At 65.3% G+C, this 13112-nt stretch carries 12 protein-coding genes; 1 reads left to right on the forward strand and 11 read right to left on the reverse strand.

Annotated elements, in window-relative coordinates; all coding sequences use genetic code 11:
- Position 1: 1 nt before the first annotated feature.
- From VNQ78_RS13405 to VNQ78_RS13430, 6 genes are all read right to left on the reverse strand, one after another.
- Positions 2-550, reverse strand: a complete 549-nt coding sequence (locus VNQ78_RS13405; protein WP_325690554.1) for a hypothetical protein — start codon at positions 548-550, stop codon at positions 2-4.
- Entirely contained in the window at positions 547-1095 is a 549-nt protein-coding gene (locus VNQ78_RS13410) for a hypothetical protein (RefSeq protein ID WP_325690556.1), read from the reverse strand. Before VNQ78_RS13410 ends, VNQ78_RS13405 begins: the two co-directional genes overlap by 4 nt.
- Positions 1092-1658 carry a hypothetical protein gene (locus tag VNQ78_RS13415; protein WP_325690558.1) on the reverse strand — a complete coding sequence of 189 codons (567 nt, stop codon included), beginning with the start codon at positions 1656-1658 and terminating at the stop codon, positions 1092-1094. Before VNQ78_RS13415 ends, VNQ78_RS13410 begins: the two co-directional genes overlap by 4 nt.
- 124 nt (positions 1659-1782) lie before the next feature.
- Positions 1783-3282, reverse strand: coding sequence for a malonyl-CoA synthase (locus tag VNQ78_RS13420; RefSeq protein ID WP_325690560.1), 1500 nt, complete (start codon positions 3280-3282; stop codon positions 1783-1785).
- A gap of 11 nt (positions 3283-3293) precedes the next feature.
- On the reverse strand, positions 3294-4652 hold the full coding sequence (locus tag VNQ78_RS13425) for a malonyl-CoA decarboxylase (RefSeq protein WP_414694069.1): 1359 nt from the start codon (positions 4650-4652) through the stop codon (positions 3294-3296).
- Positions 4653-4684: 32 nt separating this feature from the next.
- Positions 4685-6064 (reverse strand): SLC13 family permease, encoded by a 1380-nt coding sequence (locus VNQ78_RS13430; protein WP_325690564.1) that lies wholly within the window; start codon positions 6062-6064, stop codon positions 4685-4687.
- 163 nt (positions 6065-6227) lie between these two features.
- Here VNQ78_RS13430 and VNQ78_RS13435 point away from each other — a divergent pair, with 163 nt between their 5' ends.
- Complete coding sequence (locus tag VNQ78_RS13435; RefSeq protein ID WP_325690566.1) at positions 6228-6881, forward strand: GntR family transcriptional regulator; 654 nt, start codon at positions 6228-6230, stop codon at positions 6879-6881.
- Between the two features lie 15 nt (positions 6882-6896).
- On the opposite strand, the gene VNQ78_RS13440 is transcribed toward VNQ78_RS13435, so the two are convergent.
- The 5 genes from VNQ78_RS13440 to doeA are packed head-to-tail and all read right to left on the reverse strand — an operon-like array spanning position 6897 to position 13107.
- The gene (locus tag VNQ78_RS13440) at positions 6897-8057 is read right to left on the reverse strand and encodes an alcohol dehydrogenase family protein (protein ID WP_325690568.1); all 1161 of its coding nucleotides are present in this window, start codon (positions 8055-8057) and stop codon (positions 6897-6899) included.
- Between the two features lie 23 nt (positions 8058-8080).
- On the reverse strand, positions 8081-9451 hold the full coding sequence (locus VNQ78_RS13445; RefSeq protein WP_325690570.1) for an aspartate aminotransferase family protein: 1371 nt from the start codon (positions 9449-9451) through the stop codon (positions 8081-8083).
- Positions 9451-10905, reverse strand: coding sequence for an NAD-dependent succinate-semialdehyde dehydrogenase (locus VNQ78_RS13450; RefSeq protein WP_414694070.1), 1455 nt, complete (start codon positions 10903-10905; stop codon positions 9451-9453). Before VNQ78_RS13450 ends, VNQ78_RS13445 begins: the two co-directional genes overlap by 1 nt.
- Positions 10902-11906, reverse strand: coding sequence for a N(2)-acetyl-L-2,4-diaminobutanoate deacetylase DoeB (gene doeB, locus VNQ78_RS13455; RefSeq protein WP_414694071.1), 1005 nt, complete (start codon positions 11904-11906; stop codon positions 10902-10904). Before doeB ends, VNQ78_RS13450 begins: the two co-directional genes overlap by 4 nt.
- Before the next feature lie 19 nt (positions 11907-11925).
- A complete protein-coding gene (doeA, locus tag VNQ78_RS13460; protein ID WP_325690574.1) occupies positions 11926-13107 on the reverse strand; it encodes an ectoine hydrolase DoeA in 1182 nt (393 codons plus the stop codon).
- Positions 13108-13112: the final 5 nt, after the last annotated feature.

Genomic DNA, 13112 nt, shown 5'->3' on the forward strand with positions numbered 1-13112 from the left:
GCTAAGGCGAAGGGAACCTGCGCACTTCCGGCCGGATCGGGAAAGCGAGGGCCTCAGGCCGCGTTCCATAGCCCGAAACCTTCAGGGTCAGATTGTCCAGCTCCCCGGCGGGCAGGCGATAGATCTGGTCGAAGGTGGCCGGGGCATTCCCGGTCACACCTGCCGGGCTGCAGTTGCCATTATCCTTCCCGTCGGACGCGAGGATCTGGATCGCCGCGCGGATCGAATAGCCCTCAATGGGCAACCATCTCTCACCGCTGGCCGATTGCAGGCTGGCGCGGCAGTCGGTCCAGGATTCCATGGCGGATTGCGGCCCCTGCAACTCCATGCGCAGGAAAAGCAGGGCGCGGTCCGGCCTGTTATCGACTACGGCCGCCTTGACCTCGCGGATGCCAACCTGAATGCCGTGAAGCTCCCCCTCGGTCGAACTCGCCGCGACCGCCTTCCATTCGCGTTGATGACCCAGATCCTTGAAGGCGGGCCAGCCGGTCAGGACCAGCGTGACGATGAATAGGGCGAGTGTCACCGCAAGCCAACCCAGGTTTTTCACGGCTCCAGCCTCAGCATTTCGTGGTTTGCGGGCGGAGCCCCGGCTTCGGCAAAATACACCGCGCCATCCATCACCATGCTGGCGCGCGGAGCCAGAACCAGACGTCCGCCGACGATCTCGTCCTCGGGCATCTCGAACACGGCGATGGTGCGATCGGTCAGCCCCGGCTCGAACCGGGCCGAGGAGAGGTTGCGCGGCGCGTCCTCCAGCCGGGCGGACTGGCTGTATTGCCGCCCTGTCGCGCCAAGCCAGATCGCCTCGAGCTGGCGCGATTCAGTCCGGCCGGTAATCGAAAGTTCGGCGATGAGAAAGGTTGCGGAACTGTCGCGCGAAACCTCCTGACCGAATTGTGCGTAAGAGATGACCTTGGCGGACTTCAGCCCCGTCAATTCAGCGGTGAACTGACGGCCTTTTCCGATGCCGTCCTGATCGGCGAAAATGGAGAATGGCTGGAAACTGCTGTTATAGTCGGGAACCGTGTTCATCATCCCACCCAATGCCGCCGCACCGAAGAGGACCACCGCGATATTCCCGACGGAGATCACGCCCCCTGCTCCGGTCGCGCGGTCAGCCTGCCTGTCGGATGAAACTGCAACCAGCTGGATTTCGAATAGAGGTTGTCGTTGAGCTTGAATTGCTGCGCGCTGAAGGCGATCAACACATCCTGCGCCTGCCAATCCGGGGGCACATCCCAGATTATCGCGATAGCCTCGCGGATACGCGGTTCAAGCTGTTTCAGGAAATCGTCGTCTCGAACGAGATTGACCCGCGGGGCGGGAAATTCCGTATCGCCTGACGAAAGGACGGGCAGCATTTCGGGAAATCCGAATACCGCCACCTGGGTCGAACCCGTCACATTCTCGATCAATCCGGTCAGGACGAGCTTTCGCTCGCCGTTCTCGTCATTCGCAAGGGCAAGCTTCTCGGGGATGAAAACCGAGCGACCGACGCTGACAGGTTGGCCAAAGGCAATTGGCGGCGGCGCGTCCGGTATGCGCGCATCCTCGACCTTCATCCACCAGGTCAGGACAATGGCGGCCACAAGGCCTATCGCGGCAATGATGCGAATGCGGATCCGCCCGACCGCTGATTTCAGGGACTGAGCCATCATCCTATAAAACCGGATACCCGGCCCGCCATCAACCATTTTCGCCCTGCGCGTGTGCGAGGTGTCGTGGGTTTGCGCGTATATTCCAGGCGGCGAAGCCGGTGCCCGCCGCCTGTTGGGTGCTTCAGTCGTAAAGCCCGCCGAACTGGGCGCGCAGCAGGTTCTTCTGCACCTTGCCCATGGTATTGCGGGGCAGGTCATCGACGAACAGCACCCGCTTCGGCAACTTGAACTTGGCCAGCCGCCCCTCGAGCGCGGCCAGAACCTCGGCTTCCGAAGGCGGGGCAGGGCCGACGATCACCGCCGTGACACCCTCGCCGAAATCGCGATGCGGCAGGCCGATCACCGCGGATTCGGTGACGCCGGGCAGGGCGTCGATTTCGGTCTCGATCTCTTTCGGATAGACGTTGTAGCCGCCCGTGATGATCAGATCCTTGCCGCGCCCGACGATGTGCAGATAGCCGTTTTCGTCAAAGCGCCCCAGATCGCCGGTGATGAAGAAGCCGTTGTCGCGCAATTCGGCGGCGGTCTTTTCCGGCATTTGCCAATAACCCGAAAAGACGTTCGGGCCGCGCACCTCGATCATGCCGATCTCGCCCTTGGGCAGTTCGGCGCCGGTTTCGGGATCGGCCACGATGATCTCGACACCGGGCAGGGGCGTTCCGACCGTCCCCGCCACCCGATCGCCGCGATAGGGGTTCGAGGCGTTCATGTTCGTCTCGGTCATGCCGTAGCGTTCAAGGATCGCGTGGCCGGTCCGCTCGCGCCATTCGCGATGGGTGTCGGCCAGCAGCGGCGCCGAGCCCGAGATGAAAAGCCGCATCCCCGCCGTGGTCTCGACGTTCAGCATGTCGTCCTGAAGAAGCCGGGTATAGAAGGTCGGGACACCCATCAGCACGGTGGCGCGGCTCATCCCCTCGAAGATGCGGTCGACGTCGAATTTCGGCAGGAAGATCATCGACGCGCCCGAGAACAGCGTCACATTGGTCGCGACGAAGAGGCCATGGGTGTGAAAGATCGGCAGGGCGTGGATCAGCACGTCGGTCGGGCCGTATTCCCAGGCCTCGATTAGCGCGCGGGTGTTCGAGACGAGGTTGCCATGCGTCAGCATCGCCCCCTTGGACCGCCCCGTGGTCCCCGAAGTGTAAAGCAGCGCCGCCAGATCGTCCGCCGCACGCGGCACGGTCGCGAACTCCTCGGGTTGGCCTTTGGTCGCCTCGCTCAGGCTGCCTTGCCCGTCCGCGCCCAGCGTCATCAGCCGGGCCGAGCCTGCGGCCTCGGCCAGTGCCTCGGCCTTTGCGGGGTCGCAAACAAAGACCGCAGGCCCCGCGTCGCCGATGAAATATTCGATCTCGGCCGGGGTATAGCCGGTGTTCAGCGGCAGAAAGACCGCGCCCGCCCGCACCGTCGCCAGATAGAGGATGATCGCCTCGACGGATTTCTCGACCTGCACGGCCACCCGGTCGCCGGGCCGGACACCCAGGCCGACCAGCGCATTCGCCATGCGGCCCGTGCGGGCGACAAGGTCGCCATAGCTGATGCGCTCGCCCGAAAGCGTCTCGATGGCGGTGGCGTCGGGGTCGGTGATGCCGCGCACAAGGATGTCGAAAAGATTGTCGCTCATCATGGTTCCTTTCAGTTCGTGTTCGGCAGGGCGCGGGTCACGGCCGGGGCGGCGGTGACGGTGCCGCGCTCGGCGAAAGCCTCGTGGTTCGCCTCGATCCGGTCGAGGTCGTAGAGATAATTGACCATCAGCCCATGCGACTGCTTCATCCCGTTGGGCGATACATCGCCGAGATGGTTCAGGCGTTCAAGCTGCGCGCCATTGCCCAGATGGAAACGCGCGACGGGATCGGGCACCCGGCCCCTGCGGTCCCGGGCGCGCAGGAAATAGCTGGCGGCGGCGGCCAGCAGGGGCGCGCGCAGGGCCTCGGCCTTCTCGGCATCCTCATGCCAGCCCGGCTCGTCCAGCAGCGCGAAGGCGATGCGCTGGTCGGCGTCGATCATCTCCGAGGTTTCGTCCTTGCGCTGCGCCGCCAGCCATGACGCGAAACCCGGCACCGGCGAGAGGGTGACGAAGGTGCGGATATCGGGCAATTCGGCCTTCAGCTCCTCGACCACCTGCTTGATCAGGAAATTGCCGAAGGACACCCCGGCAAGGCCCCGCTGCGTGTTCGAGATCGAATAGAATACGGCAGTCGTCGCCTCCTCGGCCTCGATCGGCTGGCGGTTCAGGTCCAGAAGCCCGCCGACCGCCTCGGGAATGGCTTTGGTCAGCGCCACCTCGACGAAGATCAGCGGCTCGTCGAGCAATTGGGGATGGAAGAACCCATAGCAGCGCCGGTCGGTCGGTTGCAGGCGGTTGCGCAGGTCGTCCCAGTTCTGGATGGCGTGGACGGCCTCATAGCGGATGATCTTTTCGAGGATCGCGGCGGGAGTGTTCCAGTCGATATGGCGCAGCACCAGAAAGCCCCTGTTGAACCATGACCCGAAAAGATGCCCGAAATCGTCATCCACGCGCTTCAGCATCGGGCTGTCGCGCAGATGCGCCAGCAATTCCTCGCGCAGGCGCACCAACGCGGCCGTGCCACCGGGCGCGAGGTTCAGCCGGCGCATCAACTCCTGCCGGCGGGGTTCGGCGGCGGCGTGCAAATCCTCGATCGCCTCGGCCGAGCCGGGGTCGCGCCCAAGCGCGGCAATTGCCGCCTCGACCCGGTCGGTATCGGGGCCGAAGCGGTCGGCCAGCACCAGAAGGAAAGCCAGCCGCGCCTGCGGGTCGGCCCGATCGAAGGCCGCGAGCAATTCGCGGGCGATGGCCACGCCCGAGGCCTCGCCCCGCCGCGACAGCAGCGCCTCGGCCAGTTCCGACAGGTCCGGTGCCTCGATGGCGGGGCCCGCCGCGCCCCGCCGCCCCCACAGGCGGCGGCTGCGTTCGGTCAGACTCTCGAACAGCTCGCCCAGAAAGGCGGGGCGGTTGGCGCGGGGTGCTTTCATCATGGCCTCCTTTTGGGAACTGGCCACCGGGATCATCCCGGCAGCACGACGAAGATGAGCCACAGGACCACCGGCGCGATCAGCGTGACGAGCGCGCCATAGTTCAGCAGTCTGCGGAAGAAGACCTGCTTGTCCACGCCCGACGCATTGGCCAGCACCAGCGCACCATTGGTCGAGAACGGGCTGACATCCACGATGGTCGAGGCGACGGCCATGCCGGCGATGAAGCCGATGGCGCCAACGCCGGTGTCGCCCTGCAGGAACGGCACGGCCAGCGGGATCAGCGAGCCCAGAACCGCGGTCGAGGACGCAAAGGCCGAAACCACGGCGCCGATGAAGAACAGCATCAAGGCGGCCAGAAGCGGCGAGGCCATGCCTGCGACGCTATGGCCGACAAAGTCGATGGTTCCCATGTTTTCCAGCACCGCGACATAGGTGGAAACGCCGGTGATCAGCATGATCTCGGGCCATGCGACCTGTGCCATGGCGCGTTTCTGCATCGTCGGCACCCAGAGCGCGAGGCCCAGGCCGATGGTCAGCGCGACAAAGCCGATATCCAGCTTGAAGGCCAGAACCAGCACCGCGAGCAACGCCAGACCCGCAAGCGTGACGATCTGATAGAGGCTGCCGTCGGGATGGTTGCCCTCATCGACCTCATCCACCAGCTTGTTGGAATGGCCGCCGCCCTCGCGCCCGATGCGCGGGCTGATCGCCTCGGCCTCGCTGTCGCCAAAGATCTGCGGGCCGGTGGCGGCGCGGGCGATCTCGACATGGGGGACGGCGACCGGCTCGATCTGCTGGCGCATCTGCATCAGGGCCCGTCCGCCCAGCACCATGAACAGGATCAGCGCGACGGCCGCGTTGACGGCGAAGCTGGCCGCGAAGGTCGTCATCGGGCTGAGCGGCAGGCCCGCCTTTGCCACGACGCCATTGGTGATGCCGCCATAGATGCTGATCGGCGAAAAGCCCCCGGCCTGCGCGCCATGCACCACCATCAGGCCCATCAACAAGGGCGAGATGTGATAACGGAAGGCGAAACCCAGCGCGATCGGCGCCACGATCGCCACCGCGCCGGGGCTGACCGCGCCCACGGCCGTCAGCATGGCCGAGATGCCGAACATGATCCACGGGATCGCCGCGATGCGGCCCTTGACCGCGCGCACCGCCATGCGGACCAGCCAGTCGATGGTGCCATTGTTCTGCGCCAGGGCGAACAGCCAGGTGATGCCAACCAGCGTCAGGAACAACCCGCCCGGAAAACCTCCGATGATGTCGTTGGTGCTTTGACCGGCCAGCAGCGTGCCGACCAGAAACGCCCCGACAAAAGCCAGGACGCCCATGTTGATCGGCCAGATCGTGGCCACCACGAACATAGCGACCAGAGCGTAAATGGATAGAAAATGCGGGGTCATGCGCGGCTCCTCCCTCCTTGCAATCTCCTTGGATCCACGCCGGGCGCGAATCCCCTCCCGCAATTGTTATACGTTTTGGATTTTGTGATGTATATAACAGAAAGCCTGATGAATCGCACCTGCCGTCCTGCTATAAGGAATCCGCAGGATGACGGGGGAAGGCATGGCGACGATTCCAAATACGCTGCGGATCCGAAATGCGCTGGAAAACGCCATTGTCCAAGGCATCTACCAGCCCGGCGCGCGCCTCGATCCCGAGGCGCTGGAGCGCGAGTTTGACTGTTCGCGCACACCGATCCGCGAGGCTCTGCATCAGCTCGAGGCCTCGGGACTGGTGCGCGTCCTGCCCAAGCGCGGAACCTTCGTCACCGAATGGAGCCCCGAGGAACTGGCCGAGCGTTTCGAGGTCATGGCGGAGGTCGAGGCGACCTGTGGGCGACTGGCCGCGCGGCGTATCCTCGACAGCGAGATGGCGGCCCTCGAGGCGGCCCATGACGCCTGCCGCCAGCGCGCCGAGGAGGGCGACGTCGAGGGGTATTACGCGCGGAACTCGGAGTTCCACCACTGCATCTATCGCGCGACGCATAACGCGTTTCTCGAGCAGGAGGCCTCAAGGCTGCACGCGATGCTGCAACCTTACCGGCGGATGCAGCTTCAGGTCAGAAACCGCATGGGGCGGTCATTTGCCGAGCATGACGCGGTGGTCAAGGCCATCCGCGCCGGCGATGCCGAGGGCGCGGCCCGCGCCCTTCGCGACCATGTCATCGTGCAGGGCGACCGTTTCCACGACCTGATCGCCGCGCTGCGTCAGGGCTAGGGCAGCGGCAGCCGTCTAAGGGACCGGCTCCTCGGCGGCGAACCCGGCCATGAGGTTCTGCCGATCCGTCCCGTTCCCTTCACGCAGGACCGCATCGGGCACGACGACCAGCTTGCCGATGAAATCCCGGCCGCGCTCGATAAAAAGACGCTCGGCATCGTGGAGGCGGGAAAGCGGCACGATCCCCGCCAGCACGGGGCGGAGCCGCCCCTCCCTGATCCAGGCGACAAGCTGGCGGGCTTCGTCGCGTGTGCCGTGCGAGACGCCGAAGATCTGCACCTGATTGAGGTAGATCAGAGTCCAGGGCAGCGCGGTGACATTGCCGCCGCTCGCCCCGGCAATCGAGAGGCGCGGCGGCGTGCGGCGCTGGCGCATGTCCCGGCACATCGCCTCGATCAGCGGAACCGTCATCGCGCCGCCGACAAGGTCCATCACTGCGTCGAGGGTGGCCCCGCCCGTCGCCTCGGCGATCGCATCCGCCCAGTCCGTGACCGCGCGGCGGTCGATGACGCTTTCCGCCCCCAATTCGCGCAGGGCCGCGCCTTTCCCGGCGCTCGCAACGGCATGGGGGATCGCCCCGATCACGCGGCAAAGCTGGATCAGCGCGGTGCCGACCCCGCCTGAAGCGCCGGTGACGAGGACATGCTCGCCCGCCCGGACGCCCGCCGCGGTCAGCATGTGATAGCCCGTCTGCCAGGAACACATCCCGAGCGTCGCAAGCTCGGCATCGGAAAGCTCCGGGTTGGCGATGGCGTGGAACTGGTCGGCGGGAAACGCGCCATATTCCGCGAACCCGCCATCCGCGCCGTGGCCGTAGTAATCCGGCGCGAGGTTCAGGTCGGGACGCGCATCGGGATAGATGTTGAAATCCAGCAGGCCGCGCTCGCCGATCCTGCCGGGCGGGACGCCATCGCCGACCGCAACCACCCGGCCGACGGTATCCGCGCCCTGTATGCGAGGGAAGCTGAGCGTCGTCCCGGCCATGGCAAAGGAGGTGATCCCTCCGTCCTCGGCGGTCGAGTAAAGCCCCTCGCGCACCTTGCGATCGGTGTTGTTCTTGGCGCAGGCGGTGATGCGGACCAGAACCTCGCCCGGTCCGGGCCGAGGCACCGGCCAGTCCTGCCGCCATTTCAGCCGGTCGGTCCCGCCATGACAGGTCAGGATCATGGCGGACATGGTTTTCGGAATCCCGGTCATGGTCAGCCCAAGACTTCGCGAACGGCATCCGCGGCGGCTTCCACGATGACGCCCGCCTCGGCTTCGGTCAGGCAAAGCGGCGGGGCGAGTCCGATGATGTCGCCCTGCGGCATGGCGCGCGCGATCACCCCGCGCTTCAGCATCGCGCCGACCACCTTGGCCCCGATCCCCTCGGCCGGGTCGAAGAAGGCGCGGCTGTCGCGGTCGCGGACAAGTTCGACCGCACAGAGCATACCCTCACCCCGGATCTCACCGACATTCGGGTGTTCGGCCAATGCAGATTGCATGAGGTTATTCAGGTATTTTCCTGTCTTTCCTGCATTTTCAACAAGGCCAAGCTCGTCGATCAGCTTCAGGTTCGCGATGCCCGCCGCCGCGCCGATCGGATGGGCGGAATAGGTCCAGCCGTGGCCAAAGACCCCGAACTCGTCGCTGCCCTGCATCAGCACGTCCCAGACGCGCTGGCCGACGATGCTGCCCGAAAGCGGCGCATAGGCAGAGGTCAGGCCCTTGGCGCAGGTGATGATGTCGGGCGCGATGCCATAGTGATCGCTGCCAAACATCGACCCAAGCCGTCCGAAGCCCGTCACCACCTCATCCGCGATCAGCAGGATGTCGTGGCGCGCCAGAACCTTCTGGATCGCCTCCCAATAGCCCTTGGGCGGGGGGACGATGCCGCCGGTTCCCAGCACCGGCTCGCCGATGAAGGCGGCGATGGTGTCCGCGCCCTCGGCCGCGATCAGCTTCTCCAGCTCCTCGGCGCAATGGGCGCTGAACTGCTCCTCGGTCATGCCAGCTTCCTTGCGACGGAAGTAATAGGGCGCCTCGGTATGGATGACCTGCGCCAGCGGCAGGTCGAACTTCTTGTGAAACAGCTCCAGCCCGGTCAGCGAGCCCGTCATCAGCCCGGACCCGTGATAGCCGCGCCAGCGCGAGATGATCTTCTTTTTCCGAGGAAGTCCGCGAATATTATTGTAATACCAGACGATTTTCACGTTCGTTTCATTGGCATCCGACCCGCCGAGGCCGAAATAGACCCGCGCCATCCCTTCAGGCGCGCGATCCATCACCATCTTCGCCAACGTGATCGAGGCCTCCGATCCATGCCCGGCATAGGAATGGTAATAGGCCAGTTCCTGCGCCTGCTTCGCGATGGCCTCGGCGATTTCGGTCCGGCCATAGCCCACGTTCACGCAATAAAGCCCGGCGAAGCCGTCCAGCAGGCGGTTGCCGTCGCGATCGGTGATATGGACACCTTCGGCTGTCTGGATGATCCGTTGCGCCCCCTCGCCCCGGGCAAACGGACCGAGATTGGTCGAAGGGTGAAAGAAGCTCTCGCGGTCCCATTTGGACAGCTCGTCATTGGTCAGCATCACGCTCTCCTGTCTTGCTCTGCCCAGTCGCGGCAGACGTATTTGATCTCGGTGAAAGCCTCGAGCCCGTGGCGCGAGCCTTCGCGGCCAAGGCCGGATTGTTTCATGCCGCCGAAGGGGATTGGCGCGCCGGTGACCTTGGTGCGGTTGACGGCGACCATGCCGAATTGCAGCGCGCGGGACAGGCGATAGATGCGGCGCGGATCCTGCGTGTGCAGATAGGCGACCAGCCCGTATTCGGTGGCATTGGCTATGCTAAGCGCCTCGGCCTCGGTCTCGAAGGGGGCGAGGGCGGCGACGGGGCCGAAGGTTTCCTCGCGGAAAATCAGCGCGTTGGGCGGGACATCTGCCAAAACGGTCGCCTGATAGAAGAGTGGCCCCTGCGCGTCTCGATCACCCCCGGTCAGCAGCCGCGCGCCAAGGTCCAGCGCGTCGCGGACCTGCTCCTCCTGCTTCCTGACCGCGTTCTCGTTCATCAGGGGGCCAAGGTCGCGATCCTCGATGCCCGGACCCAGCGTCAATGCGGCGGTCGCCTCGGCAAAGCGGCGGCAGAATTCGTCGTAGATCGGACGCTCGATCAGGAAGCGGTTCGCGCCAAGGCAATCCTGCCCGGAGGTCGCGAATTTGGCCTTGATCGCCTCCTCGATTGCAAGGTCGAGGTCGCAATCGGCAAAGGCGATGAAGGGCGCGTGCCCGCCCAGTTCCAGCACCAGCTGCTTCACCGTGTCCGAGGATTGGCGGTAGAGCAGCTTGCCGATCTCGGTCGAGCCGGTGAAGCTGAGGGCGCGGACGCGCGGATCGGCGCACCATTCGGCGACGATCTCGGGCGCCGCGCCGGTCACGACATTGAAGACGCCTGCCGGAATGCCCGCACGGTCCGCAAGTTCCACCAGCGCCGTGGCCGAAAGCGGCGTCTCGGCCGAGGGGTGGACCACCACCGTGCAGCCCGCCGCCAGCGCGGCCGCCGCCTTGCGGGTGATCATGGCGCAGGGAAAATTCCACGGCGTCACCAGCGCCGCGACGCCCAGCGGTTCGCGCCACAACTCCATCTCGGCCGTGGAGAGGTGCGAGGTGATGCTCTCGATATTCGGGCGCTTCGCCTCCTCGGCATAGAACTCCACGAAGCTCGCGGCATAGTCGATCTCGCCCCGGGATTCCGACAGCGGCTTGCCCTGCTCGGCGGTCATCAGCCGCGCCAGATCCTCGCGATTGTCGCGGATCAGCTGATACCAGCGCAGAAGCAGCGCAGAACGGTCCTGTGGCAGCATCGCGGCCCAGCCGGGAAAGGCGGCCTCGGCTGCATCCACCGCCGCACGCGCGCCCGATGGCCCGAGCTTCGCGACCTGAGCGATGGCCTGCCCGGTCGCGGGGTCGGTGACGGCGAAGCGGGTATCCGCGGCGCGCCATCCGCCGCCGATATAGGCATCCTCGCGGAACAGTTTCTGGTCCTTCAACATGGTTCATCCTCGATTTCGACGCCGATCACCGCGACGCAATCGCCGGGCTTGACCAGTCCGGGGAAATGCCGGGCCATGAACAGGCCCGCGCGATTGGCGTGAACGGTGACGGGCGGCAGGCCGGTGCGCGCGACGGGAAAGATGCGGGCGATGGGCTGGCCCTTTTCAATCCGGTCGCCCAGATCGGCGTGAAACTCGATCAGCCCGCCATCCTCGGCAAAGGTGAAGCAATCGGCGTCGGGCATGTCGAGCCATTGGGTCGGCCCCGCCGCGACCGCGCCCCGCATCACCCCGGCCGCGACCAGCATGCTCAGCAGCCCGTCGCGGGCGATGCGGGCGGTGCGGGCACTGGCGGTGCCGCCGCCGCCAAGCTCGGTGGTGACGAAGACCTTGCCCATCTCCTCGGCGGCGGTGTCATACATGCCGACCGCGTCGATCTCGAGCATCCTGACCGACCATGGCGCGCCGAAGGCCCGGACGAGGTCGAAGCTCTGCGCCTGCTGGCGCTTGTCGGGCAGGATATGCGCGGCGCAATAGGGCAGGAAATCCAGCGTGCGCCCGCCGGAGTGGAAATCCAGCACCACATCCGCCATCGGCAGCAGCACACGCTGAAAATAATCCGCGATCTTCTGCGTGACCGAACCATCCGGGCGGCCCGGAAAGCTGCGGTTCAGGTTGCCCCGGTCGATAGGCGAGGTGCGCGTCCCCGCCAGAAAGGCCGGATAATTCATCGCGGGAATGATGATGACCCGGCCCGTGACCTCCTCGGGGCGCAGGGTCGAGGCGAGGTCGAAAAGCGCGATCGGCCCCTCATATTCATCGCCATGGTTCGCCCCTGTCAGCAGCGCCGTCGGCCCCTCGCCATTCTTGACCACGCTCAGCGGGATCATGACCGATCCCCATGCGGCATCGTCGCGGGAATAGGGCAGGCGCAGGAAGCCGTGGCTGACCCCCGGCGCGTCGAAATCGACTGTCGAGGTGACGGGCGAGGGAGCCATCTGCATCTGAAGCATCGCCTCAGTCCTTCACGAACAGCTTGCGCGGCACATTGGCCAGGCATTCGACGCCGGTTTCGGTAATGAGGATCGACTCGGTGATTTCCAACCCCATGTCCTCGAGCCAGAGGCCGGTCATGAAGTGGAAGGTCATGCCCGGCTCCAGCACGGTCTTGTCGCCGGGGCGCAGCGACATGGTGCGCTCGCCCCAGTCGGGCGGATAGCTGAGGCCGATCGGATAGCCGGTGCGGTTGTCCTTCTTGATGCCGTATTTCGCCAGCACGCCGAAGAAGCCCTTGGCGATGTCTTCGCAGGTATTGCCGGGCTTTGCGGCGGCAAGCCCCGCCTCCATCCCCTCCAGCGTCGCCTTTTCCGCGTCGAGGAAGGCCTGCGTCGGCTTGCCCAGAAAGACCGTGCGCGACAGCGGGCAGTGATAGCGGTTATAGCAGCCCGCGATCTCGAAGAACGTCCCCTCGCCGGATTTCATCGGCTTGTCGTCCCATGTCAGATGCGGGGCCGAGGCGTCGCGTCCCGAAGGCAGCAGCGGCACGATTGCCGGATAGTCGCCGCCGATCCCGTCGACGCCCCGCGTGCCCGCGTCATAGATCTCGGCCACGAGGTCGCATTTGCGCATGCCCACCTCGATCTTGTCGGTGATGCGGGCATGCATCGCCTCGACGATGCGGGCGGCATTGCGCATATAGGCTATTTCCTGCGGCGATTTCACCGCGCGCTGCCAGTTGACCAGCGCGGTGCAATCGCTGAAGCGCGCATCGGCGAGGTGCTTCGTCAGGCTGGCGAAGGCGGCGGCGGTGAACCAGTAATTGTCCATCTCGACGCCGATGCGCTTTGCCCCCCAGCCCTTGTCCCGCAGGATGCCCGAGAGGTAATCCATCGGGTGCTTTTCGGGGTTCTGGACGTAATCATCTGGATAACCGACGATATTCTCGTGTCGCAGATAGGCGGTCAGCTTCGCGCCATTCGCATCCTGCCCGCGTCCGAACCAGATCGGCTCGCCCTCCGGCGGGACGACGACGCATTGGTGGACATAGAAGGACCAGCCGTCATAGCCGGTCAGCCAGTTCATGTTCGAGGGATCGGTGACGATCAGCAGATCGACCCCCTTCGCCTCCATCGCCTTTCGGGTTTTGGCCAGCCGGGCGGCATATTCGTCGCGGGTGAATTTCAATGAGACGTCTGTCATGATGA

Origin of the sequence: Paracoccus sp. (in: a-proteobacteria) (assembly GCF_035556475.1) — a bacterium.
In the GTDB taxonomy this organism is placed as follows: Bacteria; Pseudomonadota; Alphaproteobacteria; order Rhodobacterales; family Rhodobacteraceae; genus Paracoccus.